Source organism: Neobacillus sp. CF12 (genome assembly GCF_030348765.1).
Lineage (GTDB): Bacteria > Bacillota > Bacilli > Bacillales > Cytobacillaceae > Neobacillus.
In genome coordinates, this window is the sequence record NZ_JAUCEU010000007.1 from 5,658,015 (window position 1) to 5,678,071 (window position 20,057).

22 protein-coding genes are annotated in these 20,057 nt (G+C 37.8%); 21 read left to right on the forward strand and 1 reads right to left on the reverse strand.

All coding sequences use genetic code 11. The features are described 5' to 3' along the window. Positions 1–235: 235 nt before the first annotated feature. The 10 genes from QUG14_RS27195 to QUG14_RS27240 all read left to right on the forward strand — a co-directional run bounded on the left by QUG14_RS27195 (position 236) and on the right by QUG14_RS27240 (position 8,061). The gene (locus tag QUG14_RS27195) at positions 236–1,138 is read left to right on the forward strand and encodes a hypothetical protein (RefSeq protein ID WP_289343589.1); all 903 of its coding nucleotides are present in this window, start codon (positions 236–238) and stop codon (positions 1,136–1,138) included. 26 nt (positions 1,139–1,164) lie between these two features. Further along, a complete protein-coding gene (locus tag QUG14_RS27200; RefSeq protein ID WP_289343590.1) occupies positions 1,165–2,430 on the forward strand; it encodes a tetratricopeptide repeat protein in 1,266 nt (421 codons plus the stop codon). Between the two features lie 36 nt (positions 2,431–2,466). Further along, positions 2,467–3,033 (forward strand): ReoY family proteolytic degradation factor, encoded by a 567-nt coding sequence (locus tag QUG14_RS27205; RefSeq protein WP_289343591.1) that lies wholly within the window; start codon positions 2,467–2,469, stop codon positions 3,031–3,033. A 113-nt stretch (positions 3,034–3,146) separates the two neighbouring features. Beyond that, a complete protein-coding gene (locus QUG14_RS27210; RefSeq protein WP_289343592.1) occupies positions 3,147–3,611 on the forward strand; it encodes a YpiF family protein in 465 nt (154 codons plus the stop codon). A gap of 134 nt (positions 3,612–3,745) precedes the next feature. Beyond that, complete coding sequence (locus QUG14_RS27215) at positions 3,746–4,261, forward strand: QcrA and Rieske domain-containing protein (protein ID WP_289344249.1); 516 nt, start codon at positions 3,746–3,748, stop codon at positions 4,259–4,261. Positions 4,262–4,264: 3 nt separating this feature from the next. Continuing rightward, complete coding sequence (gene qcrB, locus QUG14_RS27220; RefSeq protein ID WP_289343593.1) at positions 4,265–4,939, forward strand: menaquinol-cytochrome c reductase cytochrome b subunit; 675 nt, start codon at positions 4,265–4,267, stop codon at positions 4,937–4,939. Between the two features lie 65 nt (positions 4,940–5,004). After that, positions 5,005–5,778, forward strand: coding sequence for a menaquinol-cytochrome c reductase cytochrome b/c subunit (locus QUG14_RS27225; protein WP_289343594.1), 774 nt, complete (start codon positions 5,005–5,007; stop codon positions 5,776–5,778). Between the two features lie 74 nt (positions 5,779–5,852). Continuing rightward, positions 5,853–6,446: a lipoprotein heptaprenylglyceryl N-acetyltransferase LhaT gene (gene lhaT / locus QUG14_RS27230; RefSeq protein ID WP_289343595.1), complete on the forward strand. Its 594-nt coding sequence runs from the start codon at positions 5,853–5,855 to the stop codon at positions 6,444–6,446. A gap of 78 nt (positions 6,447–6,524) precedes the next feature. After that, on the forward strand, positions 6,525–7,319 hold the full coding sequence (gene ypjB, locus QUG14_RS27235; protein ID WP_289343596.1) for a sporulation protein YpjB: 795 nt from the start codon (positions 6,525–6,527) through the stop codon (positions 7,317–7,319). A gap of 61 nt (positions 7,320–7,380) precedes the next feature. Continuing rightward, the gene (locus tag QUG14_RS27240) at positions 7,381–8,061 is read left to right on the forward strand and encodes a zinc metallopeptidase (protein WP_289343597.1); all 681 of its coding nucleotides are present in this window, start codon (positions 7,381–7,383) and stop codon (positions 8,059–8,061) included. Between the two features lie 50 nt (positions 8,062–8,111). On the opposite strand, the gene QUG14_RS27245 is transcribed toward QUG14_RS27240, so the two are convergent. Continuing rightward, positions 8,112–8,984 (reverse strand): YitT family protein, encoded by an 873-nt coding sequence (locus QUG14_RS27245; RefSeq protein WP_289343598.1) that lies wholly within the window; start codon positions 8,982–8,984, stop codon positions 8,112–8,114. Between the two features lie 215 nt (positions 8,985–9,199). Between QUG14_RS27245 and QUG14_RS27250 the strand changes: the two genes are divergently transcribed. The 11 genes from QUG14_RS27250 (at position 9,200) to dinG (ending at position 20,023) form a co-directional block, all read left to right on the forward strand. Further along, complete coding sequence (locus tag QUG14_RS27250; protein WP_289344250.1) at positions 9,200–9,508, forward strand: nucleotide pyrophosphohydrolase; 309 nt, start codon at positions 9,200–9,202, stop codon at positions 9,506–9,508. 6 nt (positions 9,509–9,514) lie between these two features. Further along, entirely contained in the window at positions 9,515–10,318 is an 804-nt protein-coding gene (gene dapB / locus QUG14_RS27255; protein WP_289343599.1) for a 4-hydroxy-tetrahydrodipicolinate reductase, read from the forward strand. Between the two features lie 10 nt (positions 10,319–10,328). After that, entirely contained in the window at positions 10,329–10,748 is a 420-nt protein-coding gene (gene mgsA / locus QUG14_RS27260; protein ID WP_289343600.1) for a methylglyoxal synthase, read from the forward strand. Then, complete coding sequence (gene bshB1, locus QUG14_RS27265) at positions 10,738–11,448, forward strand: bacillithiol biosynthesis deacetylase BshB1 (protein WP_289343601.1); 711 nt, start codon at positions 10,738–10,740, stop codon at positions 11,446–11,448. The genes mgsA and bshB1 overlap by 11 nt, the downstream gene beginning before the upstream one ends. Before the next feature lie 2 nt (positions 11,449–11,450). Then, positions 11,451–12,578 (forward strand): N-acetyl-alpha-D-glucosaminyl L-malate synthase BshA, encoded by a 1,128-nt coding sequence (gene bshA / locus QUG14_RS27270; protein ID WP_289343602.1) that lies wholly within the window; start codon positions 11,451–11,453, stop codon positions 12,576–12,578. An 11-nt stretch (positions 12,579–12,589) separates the two neighbouring features. Beyond that, complete coding sequence (locus QUG14_RS27275; RefSeq protein WP_289343603.1) at positions 12,590–13,789, forward strand: CCA tRNA nucleotidyltransferase; 1,200 nt, start codon at positions 12,590–12,592, stop codon at positions 13,787–13,789. Further along, positions 13,774–14,751: a biotin--[acetyl-CoA-carboxylase] ligase gene (locus QUG14_RS27280; protein WP_289343604.1), complete on the forward strand. Its 978-nt coding sequence runs from the start codon at positions 13,774–13,776 to the stop codon at positions 14,749–14,751. Before QUG14_RS27275 ends, QUG14_RS27280 begins: the two co-directional genes overlap by 16 nt. 256 nt (positions 14,752–15,007) lie before the next feature. After that, the gene (gene panB / locus QUG14_RS27285) at positions 15,008–15,844 is read left to right on the forward strand and encodes a 3-methyl-2-oxobutanoate hydroxymethyltransferase (protein ID WP_289343605.1); all 837 of its coding nucleotides are present in this window, start codon (positions 15,008–15,010) and stop codon (positions 15,842–15,844) included. After that, entirely contained in the window at positions 15,841–16,710 is an 870-nt protein-coding gene (gene panC, locus QUG14_RS27290; protein ID WP_289343606.1) for a pantoate--beta-alanine ligase, read from the forward strand. Before panB ends, panC begins: the two co-directional genes overlap by 4 nt. Next, positions 16,710–17,093 (forward strand): aspartate 1-decarboxylase, encoded by a 384-nt coding sequence (panD, locus tag QUG14_RS27295; RefSeq protein ID WP_289343607.1) that lies wholly within the window; start codon positions 16,710–16,712, stop codon positions 17,091–17,093. Before panC ends, panD begins: the two co-directional genes overlap by 1 nt. Before the next feature lie 128 nt (positions 17,094–17,221). Beyond that, positions 17,222–20,023 (forward strand): ATP-dependent DNA helicase DinG, encoded by a 2,802-nt coding sequence (gene dinG / locus QUG14_RS27300; protein ID WP_289343608.1) that lies wholly within the window; start codon positions 17,222–17,224, stop codon positions 20,021–20,023. Positions 20,024–20,057: the final 34 nt, after the last annotated feature.

Genomic DNA, 20,057 nt, shown 5'->3' on the forward strand with positions numbered 1-20,057 from the left:
CGAGGAGGCTCCCCGGACCGTCCGCGGAAAGCGAAGTGCCTCGTGACAGGCAGATACCGCCTTTCACTGCGGTGCTTTTCCAAAGAAGCTTTCCTTAGTGGAGCGTAAATCAACAGACTAATTTACAAAGCCAAAAATAAAAGCTGCCTTTGTGCAGCTTTTATTTTTTGTCATAGATTTTAAAGCTGCCACATAGCTTGTCTTTAAGAAGGAAAGCTTGGAAAGAGGTGGTAGGATGGAATATATCATTGAAAATGCCAATATTCTCAAAGAAACAAAACTTACAAAAACATCGCTGCTGGTTAAAGGTAACCACATAGCCGCAAAGCAAGCACAAATTAATCATAATAGATTAATAAAAATGAATGCAGAATCTTTTATTATGACCCCATCTTATGTACTGTTAGATACAAGTATACCTCTTAATGCCTCCTTTCAGGAATTTCGGAAATACATGATTGAGAAATTCCTTTTAAAAGGATGTACTACATTCCTTACCTATATTTCCGTTTCTTACGAACGAGAATTAACGGAAAAAATAAAAGAAGCAAAAACAGCTCTCATTAATAGTCCAATCGATTATCTCATCAGTGTTAAAATTCCACCACGCCTTTTAACTCCTTCTTTTATCAGGATATGTAAGAAAGAACGGGTTCCAGCAATCTTTATTGATGTTCATGATCTCGGTGAATTAGAAAAGATTCCATGGGGTTGGATTAAAGAAGCCCTGTTTCCATATAATTGTCCCCTCGTTCCAATAATTTCTAATGAGATAAAGAAGGAAGCAAGGAAGCCTTTGTCGAAATGGAAGATAATAATGGAAAATGAAAAAATCCCTTCATTTCTTGAGGAAATTACAGAGAATCACCCGATGTCCATTCTAGTGTTAAACAAACTAGGAATATATCCTCAAAAAGCTAGCCTCCTGCATGGAGCGGAAGTAAGCTATAATTTATTTTTTAAAGCTAGAGAAATCATGAATGTTGATGAAGTGGAATTATTTCATTATCATAGTGATAGACTTGTAGTGACAGTAAACAAGGGCAAAGTAGTACGTGCAGGGGAAGAGGTTTTATTTAAACCTGGATATGGAGAATATGTTAGGGTGCGAACCCCATCTTATTTTGCACTAAGTTAATCAAGGGAACCGAGAGGAAAGAGAAAATGGACAGAGTAAATAAAATTATTACAATGTTGGAAAACGGTCAACATAATGAAGCCATAAATGAATATAATGTTGTATTAACCAAAGGTCAGCCTGATGAAAAATTCCTTCTTGCTGAAGAAATGTTCCAGTTTGGATTTTTAACTGAATCAAAGGCGTTAGTTGAAAACTTATTGGCGATTTATCCTGAAGAGGGTGAACTCCTAGTCTTACTAGGTGATATTCTAGTTGAGTCTGGTGATGAGGAACAAGCAATTCTAGAATTAGAAAAAATCTCCGAACATGACCCCAGCTTTGGACAATCTCTTTTGCTGCTAGCGGACCTTTATCAAGTTCAAGGGTTATATGAGGTATGTGAAAGAAAATTGCAGAAAGCAAAGGCAATCTTACCAGATGAGGTCATCATTGATTTTGCTCTTGGTGAACTCTATAGTGAACAAGGAGAAGTAAAGAAGGCATTGGAATCATATGAGACAGTCTTAAAGGAGTGCAATGAAATTGCAGGTGTAAGCATTTTTCAACGAATAGCGGAGCTTTTAAGTGCCTCAGGCGAATTTGAAGAAGCTCTATTCTATTATGAGAAATCAATCAATGAGAAATTAGAGATTAATACGCTTTTTGGTTATGCATTTACCGCGCTTCAAGCAGGATATAATCGAACATCAATCGAGAAGTTTGAGGAATTGAAAGGATTGGACCCAGAATACCATTCCCTATATCTCCATTTAGCTAAGGCGTATGAACGGGAAGAAGAACTGGAAAATAGCTTAACTGTTATACAAGAAGGTATTAAGCAGGATGAATTTAATAAAGATTTATTTTTCTTCGGTGGCAAAATTGCCATTAAACTCGCAAAACCTGAGCTTGCCGAACAATATTTCCGCGAGGCACTTGCATTAGATCCAGGCTTTACAGAAGCAGCCCTTACACTTAATAAACTCTTTTTTCAGCAAGAAAGGTATGAAGCAGTCATTGATTTAATCTCACAGCTGGACTTTGTAGATGATGAGGAGCCCCAACTTTTATGGGATGCCGCCCTTGCTTATGATAAGTTAGAGGAATATTCCGATGCATTAGACAAATATGAGAGTGCATATACTTTCTTTAAGAATAATGAAGCATTTATGAACGATTATGGTTATTTTTTAATTGAGGAAGGAAAAAACGACCTTGCTGCCGAAATTTTTAAACAGTTACAAAAAGGTGATCCAACAAATGGGGAATATGCTGATTTGCTTGACCGTCTATTAAGTAGAGAGAATTAATAAAAATGCTGAATATACAGAGGAGGGAAACTATATATGGCAACCCCTGTTTCTGTCAACGAGAAAAAGGACTTTATTCGTTGGTTTTTAAATCATTATCAATTAAAAAGAAGAGAATGTGTTTGGATTCTTAATTATTTAATGAGTCACGACCAATTAATGGAGAAGGTTCATTTTGTAGAGCAAGCACAGTATTGTCCGCGCGGTTTGATTATGTCAACTCACTGCGTTGATAAAGTACCATTTCGCTTTTATAAGGAAAATGTTATGACAACTGATGCTGAAAAATCCTTTCATGATATTCGGTTAAATCGTGACGAAGATATTTTTATTCAATTAAACTTTCATGCTTCTAATCAAGCGCATCAATATGCGGCAGTATTAGAAGAAAATCCATTTGTTCCCAAACACCTTCAAGTAAATGAAAAAGACGGTATTGTAGCAGAACAATTTTTACAAAACAGTATTGAGCGGTTTCAACGAGAAAAGCTGCTTCAATTAATTGATGAAGCACTTGATAAGCAGGATAAAATTGCTTTTAGTGCATTAACAGAAAAGCTAAATCAACTAAAAGAAGCAGAGAAAAATGGAAGCTTGCGCTAAGCAGGCTTCCATTTTTGTATGGTTAATGAAATCTTTTCCCAATTTTCCTTTTATATTTTATTTGAAAAAATGATATGATAGATGTAATGATGAAAAAAGGGTTGGTGTCATAAATGAAGTGGGTTTCAAAGGATATAGAAACATATTTAACGGCAAAGGAATACGTGGATACAGCAGTTATCCCCTTATACTCTGTATCATTAGGGAATGAAATGTTGCAATCAGCCTCAAGCGCTGAATTTATTACGTTACTTACCAACTACTTAGAAAGACAATTTACTGGAAGACTCTTGTTGGTTCCACCTTTTACATACTTAAAGAATGATAATCCAGAAGGTATTATTCTGCAGTTGAAGAAATGGGAAGATAATATTGAGAAGAACGAGTTTAAACATATTTTTTACATAACGTCAGAGAGCGATTGGAAAATGTATGAGAATCAGCTTTCAGGTTCACTTATCTGGCTTCCGGCCCTTCCACTTGAACATTTGAGTGATTCCCAAAAGGTTTCCATGATTGAGAGCCAGGTAAAGCAGCTGTTGAGCCTTTTTACGCAAAAATGGCATGAAAATTTGTAATTCTTTGCGGTTTAACATGTTTTTAAAATAGTATGATATTGACCTAGGATTAAGATTGATATATCATGGTTATGTCCTAGTTTTATATGTGTTTAATTTATGTCCGATGGACTTAACTTGTGAATAGAGGGGGGATAAGCATGAGTAAGCATCGCGTATCAAGAAGACAATTTTTAACTTACACACTTACAGGTGTAGGGGGATTTATGGCAGCAGGAATGTTAATGCCAATGGTTCGTTTTGCAATTGATCCAGTATTAACTGCAGAAGCAGGTGGAGATTTTATTGCAACTCCATTGAAGATTTCCGACATTACTTCAGAACCACAACGAGTTGATTTCACGTTTGAGCAAAAGGATGCTTGGTATACTTCAGACGTTACAAATACTGCCTGGGTTTATAAGGATGAACAGGATAACATAGTTGCCCTATCTCCAGTCTGTAAACATTTAGGCTGTACAGTTGCTTGGGGTACTGATAAAGCACATCCTGACGAATTTTTCTGTCCATGTCACTTTGGACGATATACAAAGGATGGAACAAACGTTAAAGGGACTCCACCAATTGCACCACTGGATGTATATCCATTACAAGAAAAAGACGGTTTACTTTATTTAGGTAAAGCTGAGCCTAAGACAAAGGAGGCGTAATCATTGTTAAACAAAATTTACGATTGGGTAGATGAACGTTTAGATATTACGCCTTTGTGGCGCGATATCGCAGATCATGAGGTTCCTGAGCATGTCAATCCAGCGCATCACTTTTCTGCGTTTGTTTACTGTTTTGGCGGTATGACATTCTTTGTTACTGTTATTCAAATTCTTTCTGGTATGTTCTTAACGATGTACTATGTACCAGATATTAAAAACGCGTGGGAATCTGTATTCTACTTGCAAAATCAAGTAGCTTTCGGTCAAATTGTACGCGGAATGCATCACTGGGGTGCTAGTTTAGTTATTGTAATGATGTTCTTACATACATTACGCGTTTTCTTCCAAGGCGCATACAAAAAGCCTCGTGAACTTAACTGGATTGTTGGGGTACTCATTTTCTTCATCATGCTAGCTTTAGGTTTAACAGGTTATTTATTACCTTGGGATATGAAAGCGTTGTTCGCTACAAAAGTTACACTTCAAATTATAGAAGCAACACCGTTTATTGGTGTTCATCTTAAAACGTTACTATCGGGTCATGAGACGATTGTTGGTGCTCAAACCTTAACTCGTTTCTTTGCGATTCACGTGTTCTTCTTACCTGCTGCTTTATTTGGCTTAATGGCAGCTCACTTCATGATGATTCGTAAACAGGGTATTTCTGGACCACTATAATACTCTACATATGATTCCGAACTACTTATAATCTTAAATTACGAATAAAGGAGGGGGATTGTTCGATGCATCGCGGTAAAGGAATGAAGTTCGTTGGTGACTCACGTGTATTGGCACCTGAGGCACGTACGAAAAAGAATATTCCGAAGGATTACTCAGAGTACCCTGGTAAAACAGAGGCATTTTGGCCTAACTTCCTTTTGAAAGAATGGTTGGTAGGTGCAGTATTTCTTGTCGGTATTTTATGTTTAACAGTTGCACATCCTAGTCCACTTGAAAGGATTGCGGATCCGTCAGATACAGGATATGTTCCAATGCCGGACTGGTATTTCTTATTCTTATATCAATTGCTGAAGTATGAATTCGCAGCAGGACCTTACACAGTAGTCGGTGCGATGGTTATTCCAGGACTAGCTTTTGGAGCATTACTATTAGCGCCTTTCCTAGATCGTGGACCAGAGCGACGTCCAAGTAAGCGTCCATTAGCTACTAGCTTTATGCTATTAGCAATAGCGGCGATTACATTTTTAACATGGCAGTCTGCTTCTACCCACGATTGGGAAGCTGCAAAAGAATATGGTAAAATCGTAGCAACCGCTGACATTGACAAGACATCTGAAGAATACAAAATTGCCTCAGATAATACTTGTTTATCTTGTCACGGTGATGCCTTCCAGGGTGGAGCAGCTGCACCATCTTTGGTGGATACTGGATTATCTGCAGAAGAAATTTCAAAAATTGCAAAAGAAGGTATAGGAGCTATGCCTCCAGGAGTTTTCAAAGGTGACGACGAACAGCTTAAAAAGCTTTCTGAATACATTGCGAACTTAGGGAAATAATAACTGATTGAAAAAAGCTGACGTAATCTCGTCAGCTTTTATTATTAATAAAATAATTGAAAAGAGGAATAGAAGTGAAATGGATTTATCCTCTATTGGCCAATAGATCATTTTTACTATTGTTATTGATAATCAATATTGCTGGAACGATTTACGGCTACGTATGGTATGGCTGGCAATTAAAAGAAACACCTGCTTTATTTCTAATATTTGTTCCGGACAGCCCTACAGCAAGTTTATTTTTTGTCTTTGTTATCGCTGCATTCCTTTTAAAAAAGAATTGGCCCCTTATGGAAGCACTTGCAATTGTAACTTTATTTAAATATGGAATATGGGCTGTAGTAATGAATCTCCTAGTCTTCTTTGCTCAAGGAGAGTTAGATTGGATTGGGGTCATGTTGATTTTTTCACATTTTGCTATGGCAGTCCAAGCAATATTATATTCTCCCTTTTATCGTTTTAAATGGTGGCATCTAATTGTCACAGCGATTTGGACACTACATAATGATGTTATTGACTACGTTTTTTTCATGCTGCCTCGATACCACATGCTAAATGAGGTTACACCTCAAATTGGCTACTTTACCTTTTGGCTTTCAATCTTATCAATCATTATAGGCTATTATTTTGTTTTACGCCCTACTAGATTTAAATTAGAACTAAAATAGTAAATGATAGGATAAAAGATGGTCTAACCTTGTCCACCCTTTCATACATTTTATTAGTAATGATAGGGGGGACAAGGTTTGAAGTATAAATGGTTACTAATATCTTTAATTGTCATTATGCTCACTCCCATGACGGTAAGTGCGACTTCGCATACGCCGATAGAGAAGCTAGATAATATCTCTGATGAAGCACTTCAAATGGTTAAATTTCAGAGGTATGAAGATGGCAAAAAGCTGTTGAGTTATTTTTCAGAGCAATTCACGGATATTTCCAGCAAAGAACATCCTTTTACAATGGATGAATTAAGAATTATTACTGTATCCCATGATGAGGCAATGGAAGCAGCTGTTAGTTCTAATATGGAATATGAGGAAAGGGTCCAAAGACTTACGAAGTTTCGTCTTGTCGTGGATGCTATTGCAACTAGCCATCAGCCTCTTTGGACAGAAATGAAGAATCAAATTATGACTGCCTTCCAGGATGCGAGAGAAGCTGCAAGCACTGGTGATTCTGAAAACTTTCATTCCAATTTTAATACGTTTATGTCCTTATACAACGTAATTTATCCAAGTATGAAAATCGATGTCTCTGCAGAAAATATTCAAAGATTAGATGCACGAATTAATTTTATTGATGAATATCGTTCAGAGGTAGTCAATAACCAAAAAAGCCTAGAGGAATTAGAAGGTTTGGAAATGGATTTGAAAAATCTTTTTGAAAACATGGACGAGGATGAGGCAGATCCATCACTATGGTGGGTCATCATTTCGACAGGAAGTATTATTATTTTAACTTTATCCTATGTGGGCTGGAGAAAATATCAAGGTGAGAAAAATATGAAAAAAAACCGTTCTAGAGTCCATAAGGATTAAACCTTTTTCTATGTCCTTCACAGAGGAAATAATGGCACCGTTAGAGTATTGGAGGTTCAACATGACTTTCTTAGTTTATTTCCTAATCATAATGTTGGTGCCCTTATGGGCTCAATTTAGGGTAAAAGGCACATTTGTAAAATACTCTCGAGTACCTAATGCATCTTATCGTACAGGCGCAGAAGTTGCTAGAGAAGTGTTAAATGCAAACGGTCTATTTAATGTTGGTGTTGAAGAGGGCAGAGGCTTTTTAAGTGATCACTATGATCCAAGGTCGAAAACAGTCCGGTTATCTCCGGAAAATTATCGCGGCCATTCCATAGCTTCAACTGCTATTGCTGCCCATGAATGTGGACATGCCATACAAGATGCACAGCGATACACATTTTTACGTTTTCGTTCTGTCTTAGTTCCAGTGGCTAATATTGGGTCAAACTTTTCATGGGTACTTGTGTTGATAGGAATCTTCTTTCAAATGAGTGGATTGTTATTAATCGGGATCCTATTTATGGCAGCAGCAGTCCTTTTTCAAGTCATCACATTACCAGTAGAATTCAATGCCTCCAACCGTGCTATGGACCAAGTGGTTTCCCTGGGTCTAATACGGAATGAGGAAGAGCGGAATGCACGCAAGGTATTAAATGCTGCTGCTTTAACATACGTCGCGGCAGCGGCAGTAGCTGTTTTAGAGTTATTGAGGCTAGTCCTTATCTTTACTGGTATGAGTAGAAGCAATGAATAAGACCTTTTATCCCGCCACATAAAAAGCAATGTCCACCAGGACATTGCTTTTTAGATTTCAATAGGCTTTTTGTTTTCATCTAGTGTAAATCCTTCTCCATGGACATCATGGACAACAGTGACCGACACAAAGGCATGTGGGTCTACTGAGGTAATTAAATTTTTCAAACGAACGATTTCGTTTTTAGCCACAACACAGTATAAAACTTCTCGTTCTATCTTGGTAAATGACCCATACCCCTTAAGAACGGTAACGCCACGATCCATTTCTTCCATAATTTTTTTCGCAATATCATCATTTCTTTCAGAGACAATCATCGCACCTCTAGCCGTATAGGCACCTTCTTGAATAAAATCAATTACTCTTGCTCCGATAAATACAGCTACAAGGGTATACATTGCTTCTCGATAATTTAGATAGGTAAGAACAGATGCCCCAATCACACATATGTCAAAGATAAACATGGTCCTTCCCATGCTCCAACCCGCATATTTCTGGACAAGTCGTGCAATGATATCGACTCCGCCTGTTGTACCGCCATAGCGAAAGATTATTCCTAATCCAATTCCAAGAAAAACACCTGCAAATAAAGCAGCAAGTAATAAGTCATCCTTTAGTGGCATGTCAATGGAATAACGTTGGAATATCCATAAAAAAACCGATAGACCGACCGTGCCAAGAAGTGTATAAATAAAAGCATTTCTACCGAGTAATTTCCAGCCAATAAAAAAGAGTGGGATATTTAATAGTAAGTTTGTATAAGATGGGTCCCATTTGAACATGAAGTATAGGAGAAGCGTTATACCTGTGAAACCGCCTTCGGCGAGTTTATTTTGCATATTAAAATTTACAAGACCAAAAGACATAATCGCAGTTCCAATTAAGATAAATAGTACGTTTTTTAATTTAAGACCAAATATCATGATTCTTTCCTCCTCTTCCGCAATTTTCCCTAATCAGCGGTTTTTATTATAGCGAATTAATAATAGAAGAGCAATTTTGGGCGGGAAAGTTTATACTTAATACAAAAATATTTGTAATACTAACTCATTTTAGCTAATGTAATGAGTAGGAAATACGCAATCAGCAAAAGAGGTGAATAGATGTGGTCAATGGCAAATCAATTAAAGACCTGCAGATGGAAGTGGATACATATATAAGTCAATTTAAAGAGGGGTATTTTAGTCCCTTAGCGATGGTCGCTCGGCTTACGGAAGAACTAGGAGAGCTTGCGAGAGAGGTCAATCATTATTATGGTGAGAAACCGAAGAAATCAAGCGAAACCGAAAAGGCTATTGAGGAAGAGTTAGGTGACCTTCTTTTTGTCATCATTTGCTTGGCCAATTCATTAAATATTGACTTGGAAGAGGCACACGATTATGTGATGAATAAATTTAATACCAGGGACAAAGACCGCTGGACAAGGATAGAGAAGGATGAGGAGTGAGAAATCATGAATAAGGTGAAAATTATTATTGCTGGACCACGGGGACGGATGGGTAGTGAAGCTGTCAACATGGTTACCAAAACTGAACATTTTGAATTAATGGCTGTTATTGACTATAAATTTGAAGGTCACATGTTAAGTGACTTAGAGGGATTCCATTCTATTAAAAATGTTCCCATTTTTACAAACATTGAGTCTTGCCTGCAGAATGTAGAGTGTGATGTATTAATTGACTTAACAACACCTGAGGTGGGCATGCATCATGCCAAAACGGCTCTTCACTATAATGTGAGACCTGTAGTAGGTACCACAGGCTTTACAAAAGCTGACTTAGAAGAGTTGGAAGGAATATGTAAGGACAAGAAATTAGGATGTATTATTGCACCTAATTTTGCACTTGGTGCAGTGTTAATGATGAAGTTTTCCCAAATGGCTGCAAAATACTTCAATGATATCGAAATCATTGAATTACATCATGACCAGAAATTAGATGCTCCATCTGGCACAGCAGTGAAGACTGCCGAAATGATTACAGCTGTAAGGGAAAGAAAACAACAGGGTCATCCTGATGAGAAAGAAACAATAAGTGGTGCAAGAGGTGCAGAACTTGACGGAATGCATATTCATTCAGTAAGACTGCCAGGACTTGTTGCTCATCAACAAGTATTATTTGGTTCAGATGGTCAGACATTGTCTATTCGTCATGATTCTTATAATCGGACATCTTTCATGTCAGGTGTTAAAATAGCAGTAGATACGGTAATGAAGCAAGACGAGTTCGTATATGGACTTGAAAATATTCTAGAATAGGGGAACTACCATGAATATAGCCTTAATTGCACATGATAATAAAAAGAATGACCTTGTTCAATTTGCAACAGCATACCAAACGATCTTTGCAAAGCACAACCTTTTTGCTACGGGGACAACTGGGCTTAGAATTCAAGAAGCAACTGGATTACCGATTACAAGATACCAATCAGGCCCACTAGGTGGAGATCAGGAAATTGGAGCTATGATCGCAAAAAATAAGATGGATGCAATTTTCTTTTTCCGGGATCCACTAACTGCGCAGCCGCATGAACCAGATGTAACAGCACTCGTTCGTCTCTGTGATGTCTATTCTATCCCGCTAGCTACCAATATGGGAACTGCTGAACTATTAATTAGAGGATTAGATGAGGGCTTCTTAGAATGGAGAAATATTATCCACGAGACCGGTGAAAGTGATGAGCGATAAGCCCTTACATATATTAGCGTTTGGTGCCCATGCTGATGATGTAGAAATCGGCATGGGAGGTAGCGTTGCAAAACTGACAGCAAGTGGAAAAAGGATAGGGATTTGTGATTTAACTGACGCGGATTTATCTTCGAATGGTACTATCGAAATAAGGAAACAGGAAGCAAAGAAGGCTGCTGAAATACTAGGTGTCACTGAAAGATTGTCACTTGGCTTTCCAGATAGAGGGCTCCTGCACAAGGCGGAATACATAAGGGGAATTGCTTCTGTAATAAGAAAATATCAACCTAAAATTGTCTTTGCTCCCTACTTTGAAGACCGCCATCCTGATCATGGGAACTGCGCCCGCCTTGTGGAAGAGGCGGTCTTTTCTGCGGGAATAAGAAAATACCAAACAGAAAATTTTCAAGCACCTCATAAAGTTTCGAGAGTATATTTCTATATGATAAATGGCTTTCATAAACCAGATTTCACCATCGATATCTCTGATACGATGGAGCAAAAAGTCGCAGCCTTGAGGTCGTATAAAAGCCAATTTGAACAAACAGAAACTAGTGTCGAAACCCCGCTGGTAAATGGATACATTGAAACCGTAGAAGCAAGGGAAAAATTATTTGGTCAGCAAGTTGGAGTTGAATTCGCAGAAGGTTTTAAATCAAAAGTGCCAATCCTCTTGAATCGTGACTTGATTGGAGATTAAAAATGAGGAAACTAAAAATTGGAATTACCTGTTATCCCACAGTTGGTGGTTCAGGGGTCGTAGCGACAGAATTAGGAAAAATGCTGGCAGAGCTAGGTCATGAGATACATTTTATCTCATCAAGCATTCCTTTCAGACTTAATAGAATTTATCATAATATTTTTTATCATCAGGTTGAAGTGAATCAATACTCTGTTTTTCAATATCCACCCTATGACATTGCATTAGCTAGTAAAATGGCAGAGGTTGCTAATAGAGAGAATCTAGATATTCTCCATGTTCATTATGCGATTCCACATGCAGTGTGCGCAATATTGGCTAAACAAATGTCCAATGTGGATGTGAAAATTGTTACGACTTTGCATGGGACAGATATAACTGTATTAGGGTATGACCCATCTTTATCGGAAGCAATCAAGTTTGGGATAGAAAAATCTGATATTGTTACGGCTGTTTCTAAATCCTTAATTGAGCAGACTCATGAACTAATTCAGCCGGACAAACAAATTGAAACGGTCTATAACTTTATTGATGAAAGAATATATCAAAAAAGAGATGCAAACCATCTAAAGAAAGAATTTGGGATAAAAGATGACGAAAAGGTTGTCATCCATGTTTCGAATTTTCGACCAGTTAAACGAGTTCAGGATGTTGTAAAAACGTTCGCAAGGATTTCAGCGGCTATGCCAGCAAAATTATTGCTGGTAGGAGATGGTCCCGAGATGACACCTGTGTGCAGGTTAGTGAAAAAATTAGGGTTAACAGATAAAGTTCATCTTCTCGGAAAACAGGAAAACCTGGATGAATTGTATTCAATCAGTGATTTAAAACTTTTATTATCGGAAAAAGAAAGCTTTGGGCTGGTGGCTCTTGAGGCAATGGCATGTGGTGTTCCTTGTATTGGAACAAATGTTGGCGGAATGCCTGAAGTCATTGAGAATGGAAAGACAGGATATATTTGTGAATTAGGTGATATTGACGATATTTCTACGAAAGCAGTATTTCTATTAAGTAATCCACAAATTCATCGGCAGTTTTCTGAAAATGGAGTTTCCGTTGTTACTACAAAATTTAGAGCACAACAAATTGTCGGGCAATATGAGCAATTATATTATAAGCTCTTAAACTAAGGGTGATTATGATGAAGGAGCCTTTTTTATCTGCTGTACCAGTATTAGAGAGAATAGAAACTGCTGGATTTGAAGCATATTTTGTAGGAGGATCTGTTAGGGACTTCCTTTTAAATAAAGAGATAAACGACGTTGATATTGCAACCTCAGCAACACCAGAAGAAGTAAAGCAAATATTTTCAAAAACCGTTGATATTGGGATTGAGCATGGGACTGTTCTTGTTATATATCAAAATCAATCATATGAAATCACAACATTTCGCAGTGAAGCTGAATATGAGGATTACCGCAGACCAAAGGAAGTTTCTTTTATTAGAAGCCTGACAGAGGATTTGCAGCGAAGAGATTTCACCATGAATGCAATTGCGATGGACAAAGATGGGAATATTATTGACCCCTTTCACGGACGAAAAGCAATAAATAATCAGGTCATTCAAACCGTCGGAAAAGCAGCAGACCGTTTTCAAGAGGATGCCTTAAGAATGATGCGTGCAGTTCGTTTTGTAAGTCAGCTGTCTTTCAAAATCGAAGAAGAAACACTTAATGCGCTGATTGATTTGGTACACTTACTTGAAAATATTGCAGTTGAACGAAAGCACGCTGAGTTCGATAAATTACTTATTGGTAATAATCGAAAACAAGCCTTGAAACTTATCCTTCAGACAAATATTTTTTCCTACCTGCCTGGGCTATCGAATCGAGAGGAACGCATTAAATTAATGTTAGAGTACAAGTTTGAAACATTACATACTTGTGAAATGTGGGCATTACTCGTATTCTTTCTGGAAATCGAAAATAGGGCAATAGAGGAATTTCTCAGAGGCTGGAGAATACCATTGAAAGAAATCAGGGAGATTCAACTTATACTCCAGTACCTAAGAAAGAGATTCAAAGGTAGTTGGTCAAAGTATGATTTATATGCAGCAACTAAGGACATTTTCGTATCCTCTGAGAATCTCTTTCTTGTTATAAATGGCATTGAGGACAATGATACCCTGCAACACTATTTAGAAGTGTATGAGGGGCTCCCCATTAAGGCACGCTCAGAGATGAATATAACAGGTAACGACTTGATGGATTGGTTTAACAAAAGCGGTGGTCCCTGGGTGAAAGAGTTATTATTTAAGGTTGAGCAAGCGATAGTAGCAGGAAATCTTGAAAATAATAAAAAAATCATTAAGGAGTGGCTGATGGAGTGCAATCACAACTAAGGAAAGACTTGCTCGACGCCTTTACGAATGCCGACGGAGCCTACTTATCGGGGCAGCATATAGCAGAGCTAATTGGCTGTTCACGGACGGCGGTATGGAAGCATATTGAGGAACTTCGTAAAGAAGGATTTGAGTTAGAAGCAGTACGTCGAAAAGGCTATCGGATAGTGAAAACACCTGAAAAAATAACCGCTGATGAATTAAGACTTGGATTAACCACCAAATTTATTGGTAAAAACGTTCACTACGAGGAAAGTGTGGAGTCTACACAGAAAATAGCTTACCTATTAGCCTATGAAGATGCACCAGAAGGAACCGTCATTATTGCTGAAGAACAGCTTTCAGGTCGTGGAAGAATGGATCGTAAATGGCATTCTCCAAAGTATACGGGCATTTGGATGAGTATTATTCTTAGACCCAACATCCCGCTGCCAAAAGCACCACAATTAACGCTATTAGCAGCGGTGGCAATTGTGCAGGCAATTGAGGATCTTACGGGCTTGCTTCCAGAGATAAAATGGCCTAATGACATCCTTATTAAAGGAAAAAAGGTAACAGGCATATTAACGGAGCTGGAAGCTGAAGCAGATCGCATTAATTCCATTATTATTGGAATCGGAATGAATGTAAATCAGACAAAAGATGATTTCCCTAGTGAACTGCAGCAGATTGCAACATCACTCTCACTCGAAAAGGGAGAAAAGGTAGCTCGAGCTGATTTAATCAAGGGTATTTTTATGAATTTGGAAAAATTGTATTTACTGTATTTAGAAGAGGGATTTCTTCCTATTAAGCTTTTATGGGAGAGTTATGCAATAAGTATCGGCAAAAACATTACTGCCCGTACACTCACTCATTCAATTATTGGTAAGGCTCAGGGGATTACAGATGATGGAGTATTAATCATTGAAGATGAGCAAGGTAAAACACACCACGTCTATTCTGCTGATATCGAATTATAAAAGTTTGCAGGATTTGATGAAAAGAATAACTTGCGATTTTCTGAAATTTTTTTTATAATTCCAATAATGGGCGGTATCCTTGTGAGCTGCACCTGAAACTATTTTTATAATTTAAAAGGTTTCTGCCTAGATCCGTATTACGGACCGGGACAGAGGGATAGAACATGTAAGAGTACCAAGATCCTCTGCCTTCAGATGGATCTTTTTATTGTGCTCTTTTTAATCCCCTCTTCCTACAAATAAGGAGGGAATGTTGATGAAGCAAAGTACAGATTTCTTGAAAATGAAGGAAAGTAATGAAAAAGTCGTCATGCTCACCGCCTATGATTACCCATCTGCAAAGCAGGCAGAGGAAGCAGGAGTGGATGTGATTTTAGTTGGTGACTCTCTTGGTATGGTAGTACTCGGATACGATTCAACCATTCCAGTGACGCTGGAAGATATGATTCATCACACAAAAGCAGTAAAACGAGGGGCGAAAGATACGTTTATCGTCGTTGATATGCCGTTTTTAACCTATCATTTATCAATTAAAGATACATTACTAAACGCTGGCAGATTGATTCAAGAAACAGGTGCTCACGCCGTGAAGCTTGAGGGTGCTGATGAAGTTATTGAAAAAATCACTGCCCTCACAAGAGCAGGAATACCAGTTTGTGGGCATCTTGGGTTAACTCCTCAATCTGTAGGAGTATTAGGTGGATATAAAGTTCAAGGAAAAGATGCAACAGCTGCCAGGAAATTACTAGATGATGCAAAAAAGTGTGAGGAAGCAGGAGCATTCGCCATTGTACTTGAATGCGTGCCAAAGCAACTTGCGGAGGAAGTATCAAAACTTCTATCCATTCCTGTTATCGGTATAGGAGCTGGGGTTGAAGTTGATGGTCAAGTACTCGTCTATCATGACATTTTAGGTTATGGTGTGGAAAGAGTGCCTAAGTTTGTGAAACAATATTATTCCTTAAATCCGTTTATTATTGAGTCCATACAAGCATATGTAAAGGAAGTTAAGTCGAACCAGTTTCCGGAGGATAAGCATTCCTTTACGATGAAAGAACGAGAGCTTAGCGGTCTTTACGGAGGATTAAAATGAAAGTTATAAACACGATTCAGGAAATGCAAACTGAAATAATAAAGCTCAAGTCCCATTCCAAATCAATCGGGTTTGTGCCAACGATGGGATATTTACACGAAGGTCATTTAACTCTATTAAAAAGAGCGAGAGTAGAAAATGATATTGTTGTTTTAAGTATTTTTGTAAATCCATTGCAATTTGGTCCGACAGAGGATTTTTCTAGCTATCCTAGGGATTTGGCTAGAGATCAAACATTGGCTGAGTGTGAGGGAGTTGACTTTCTTTTTTATCCTTCAGTAGAAGAAATGTATCCGCATTCTTTATCAGTTAGAGTAGTAGTGGAGGAACGTACAGATGTGTTGTGTGGGAAATCTAGACCTGGACATTTTGATGGTGTGGCTACTGTGTTAACAAAGCTTTTTAATATTGTAATGCCAACAAGAGCTTATTTTGGTAAAAAGGATGCCCAACAGGTTGCTGTAGTTGAGGGGTTAGTTACTGATTTTAATTATCCGATAGAATTAATTCCAGTGGATATAGTCCGGGAAGATGATGGTCTAGCAAAAAGCTCTCGTAACGTCAATCTACTGCCTGATGAGCGAAGGCAGGCAAGTGTTCTTTATAAAAGTTTAGCAGTAGCAAAACTAGCTGTAGAGGGGGGAGAACGGAATCCCCATGTTATCAAAAACTTAATCTCAAACATGATTCAATCAGAAACGAGCGGCCTAATTGATTATGTGGAGATTTACTCTTATCCTCAGTTAAAACAGGTGGATAATTTAGACGGTACCTGTATCATTGCACTTGCTGTTAAATTTTCAAAGGTCCGGTTAATAGATAATGTCATCCTAGAAGTAGGGCAGGAGTTTGGAGGAGGAAAATAATGTTTCGTCACATGATGAATGGGAAAATCCATCGCGCAACAGTAACAGAAGCGAACCTCAATTATGTCGGCAGTATAACCATAGATGAGGATTTACTTGATGCCGTGGGGATGGTTGCAAATGAAAAGGTTCAAATTGTTAATAATAATAATGGTGCACGGCTTGAAACGTATATTATTCCAGGAGAAAGAGGCAGCGGCGTTATTTGCTTAAATGGTGCTGCCGCTCGACTCGTACAAAAGGGTGATATCGTTATTATCATCTCATATTGCTTAGTCTCCGAAGAAAAAGTCCAAAGTCATCATCCTAAAGTTGCGATTATGGATGAACATAACAGGATAAAAGAATTAATTTATGCAGAACCCGCCTTAACAATTATGTAATGAATCCCCGTTATCGGGGATTTTTTCTTTTTTATTAATAATTTTATATACTAATTAAGTAAGGTTTTCTTTTTCTTTTTACTTTTTTTATGATACCGTTTTAATGAAGGTATGAGGTGTTATATGGAATGAAGAATAAATTTGTTGTAGTTGATTTAGAAACTACAGGAAATAACCCCAAAAAAGGGGATAAAATAATCCAATTTGCCGCTGTGGTCATTGAAGACGGAAAAATCACGGAAAGTTTCTCGTCTCTAATTAATCCACAAAGGTCAATCCCTACTTTTATTGAAGAATTGACTGGCTTAGAGGATAAGATGGTGAAGGATGCCCCATTATTTGCAGAAATAGCCCCAAAGGTTAACGAATTATTAGAGGGAGCTTATTTTGTTGCTCATAATGTGCTATTTGATTTGTCATTTTTACAGGAAGAATTAATTCAAGCTGGATTTGAGGGCTTTTATGGATCAGTCCTAGACACAGTTGAAATGGCAAGAATCATTTTTCCTACTGCTGACGGCTATAAGCTATCTGACCTAGCAGTTAGAGAAGACCTGCAACATGATCGGCCACATCAGGCAGACAGCGATGCACAGGTTACTGCTGAGCTTTTTCTAATCCTTGTAAATCGATTATCTCAATTACCTATTTTGACGCTTACTCAGCTTTCTCAGCTTTCGGGAGGACTAAAGAGCGATTTACAACTGTTAATTGATGAAATCATTTCGGAGATAGATTCAAGTTTCGAGAATTGGCATGATACACTTGAAATATGCAATACACTTGCCTTGAAAAAAACGCCCAATCAATCAACTAATAAACAATATCAGGATGGTTACAATTATCCGACCAGCAAAGAAGAAAAGATAGAGATGGTAAAAAGTGGTTTTACATCCTATGAAAATAGAATCGGACAATTTCAAATGATGGACGGGGTTTACCAAGCCTTCCATTCTGAAAAGCATACACTTATTGAGGCAGGAACAGGTGTCGGCAAATCCCTAGGTTATTTGCTGCCCATTGCTTATTTTTCAAAGCAGAATAGGCTTCCTGTTGTAGTAAGTACACATACTATCCAGCTTCAAGAGCAACTCATTCAAAATGAAATACCCTTATTAGCAAAGATTCTCCCATTCGATGTGAAATCCGTACTGCTAAAAGGCAGGAATCATTATATTAGTTTAGAAAAATTTGCACTTTCCTTACTAGAGGAAAATGATAATTACGATACTACATTGACAAAAATGCAAATTCTCGTATGGCTAACGGAAACAAATACCGGAGATCGTGATGAGTTGAATTTATCTAGCGGCGGAAATATCTTTTGGAATAAAATCAAGAATGAACAAACAATCTTTGCGGTGAATAAACTTTGGCTGGAGAGAGATTTTTATTTAAGAGCTAAGAACGAGGCCCAGAATGCAGATATTATCATTACGAATCATTCTTTGCTATTAAGCAATCTATCGGCTGAGAAAACTTTTTTACCAGACTTTGATTATGCGATTATTGATGAAGCACATCATTTTGAAAAGGTAGCAAGTCAATATTTTGGCCGCACATTAGATTACCTCACAACTCGGTTGCTATTAAGTCAATTTGGTCAATATGAGCAGCGACTACTATTTCATCAGCTAGAATTGATTCTAGACGTTCTTAATCCAAACAAAGAAGATTTAACGCCAACCGGAACAATCAATCAATTGGCAGCAGATCTATCCTATGAAATGGACGAGTTTTTTAAGCTAACAGCTCTATATGCCAAATCAAAAACCGGTGAAAGAAGAGGTACAAATCGGGCGAAAGTGCGTTTTACAAAGGACAATGGCGGGAAAGAAAAAAATGCACTCGTACATAGTGCCGAGAGGTTTGCCTTTTTATTGAAGGATTTACAGGGTTCAATCTCCGAGCGTTTGGAGATTATTAAGAAAAATAAGGAATCCTTATCAAGTAAGCAAAAAGGAAAAATGGAGGAAATCATATCATTCAGCAACGAACTAGAAGAACTGCGAACTACCGTTCAAGAATGCTTTATTAAAGATTCTAATGATGTTAAATGGATTGAGATTGACTTCCGTTCACAACAGAATGTAACCACCTTCTATGCCCAGCCTGCTTTTGTTGCGGCTTCACTAAGAGAAAGATTTTTTAGAATAAAAAAAGGGGTTGTTCTAACTTCTGCTACCCTTACGGTCAATAATTCGTTTGACTACATGATAAAGGAAATTGGGCTTGGGAAAGAAACTACTCTGACCATGACCATCCCTTCACCTTTTGATTATAAAAAACAGGTTCAGCTATTAATACCTGAAGATTTGCCAGAAGTAAATGCATCAAGTCTAGAGGATTATGTCATTGGAATTACGGAGCATATTATAACGATTGCAGAGGCAACCAAAGGTAGAATGCTGATTCTCTTTACGGCTCACGACATGTTAAGGAAAACATATGAACTTATTAAAGAAAGTGGATTTCTTAATGATTATGCAATGATAGCCCAAGGGATTACAAGCGGCAGTCGCTCAAGACTTACGAGGAATTTCCAACGTTATGAAAAAGCAATACTACTAGGGACAAGCAGCTTTTGGGAAGGTGTAGATATTCCAGGGGAGGATTTATCCTGTCTGATTATTGTCAGGCTGCCATTTAGTCCTCCAGACGAACCATTAACAGAGGCAAAGTGTCAGGTAATCAAACAGCAGGGTGGAAATGCTTTTATGGAGTATTCGTTACCTGAAGCGATTCTTAGATTTAAACAGGGGTTTGGACGACTAATTCGCACGGAAAAAGATCGGGGAATATTGATAGTGTTTGATAAAAGGATTATTTCTGCAAAATACGGCAAGGATTTTTTGAAGTCTATTCCAAACGTCCCTATGAAAAAGGGAAATATTGACGAATTAGTTGAAATAATTTATAAATGGCTATAATGAAAATTGGGAAAATTACACATCCTAATAGTAT

Excerpts from the sequence above, each read along its gene's own strand:
- QUG14_RS27195 (WP_289343589.1), top strand. The coding sequence starts at position 236 with ATGGAATATATCATTGAAAATGCCAATATTCTCAAAGAAACAAAACTT.
- QUG14_RS27200 (WP_289343590.1), top strand. The coding sequence starts at position 1,165 with ATGGACAGAGTAAATAAAATTATTACAATGTTGGAAAACGGTCAACAT.
- QUG14_RS27205 (WP_289343591.1), top strand. The coding sequence starts at position 2,467 with ATGGCAACCCCTGTTTCTGTCAACGAGAAAAAGGACTTTATTCGTTGG.
- QUG14_RS27210 (WP_289343592.1), top strand. The coding sequence starts at position 3,147 with ATGAAGTGGGTTTCAAAGGATATAGAAACATATTTAACGGCAAAGGAA.
- QUG14_RS27225 (WP_289343594.1), top strand. The coding sequence starts at position 5,005 with ATGCATCGCGGTAAAGGAATGAAGTTCGTTGGTGACTCACGTGTATTG.
- QUG14_RS27240 (WP_289343597.1), top strand. The coding sequence starts at position 7,381 with ATGACTTTCTTAGTTTATTTCCTAATCATAATGTTGGTGCCCTTATGG.
- QUG14_RS27245 (WP_289343598.1), bottom strand. The coding sequence starts at position 8,984 with ATGATATTTGGTCTTAAATTAAAAAACGTACTATTTATCTTAATTGGA.
- QUG14_RS27250 (WP_289344250.1), top strand. The coding sequence starts at position 9,200 with ATGGAAGTGGATACATATATAAGTCAATTTAAAGAGGGGTATTTTAGT.
- dapB (WP_289343599.1), top strand. The coding sequence starts at position 9,515 with ATGAATAAGGTGAAAATTATTATTGCTGGACCACGGGGACGGATGGGT.
- mgsA (WP_289343600.1), top strand. The coding sequence starts at position 10,329 with ATGAATATAGCCTTAATTGCACATGATAATAAAAAGAATGACCTTGTT.
- bshB1 (WP_289343601.1), top strand. The coding sequence starts at position 10,738 with ATGAGCGATAAGCCCTTACATATATTAGCGTTTGGTGCCCATGCTGAT.
- bshA (WP_289343602.1), top strand. The coding sequence starts at position 11,451 with ATGAGGAAACTAAAAATTGGAATTACCTGTTATCCCACAGTTGGTGGT.
- QUG14_RS27275 (WP_289343603.1), top strand. The coding sequence starts at position 12,590 with ATGAAGGAGCCTTTTTTATCTGCTGTACCAGTATTAGAGAGAATAGAA.
- panB (WP_289343605.1), top strand. The coding sequence starts at position 15,008 with ATGAAGCAAAGTACAGATTTCTTGAAAATGAAGGAAAGTAATGAAAAA.
- panC (WP_289343606.1), top strand. The coding sequence starts at position 15,841 with ATGAAAGTTATAAACACGATTCAGGAAATGCAAACTGAAATAATAAAG.
- panD (WP_289343607.1), top strand. The coding sequence starts at position 16,710 with ATGTTTCGTCACATGATGAATGGGAAAATCCATCGCGCAACAGTAACA.
- dinG (WP_289343608.1), top strand. The coding sequence starts at position 17,222 with ATGAAGAATAAATTTGTTGTAGTTGATTTAGAAACTACAGGAAATAAC.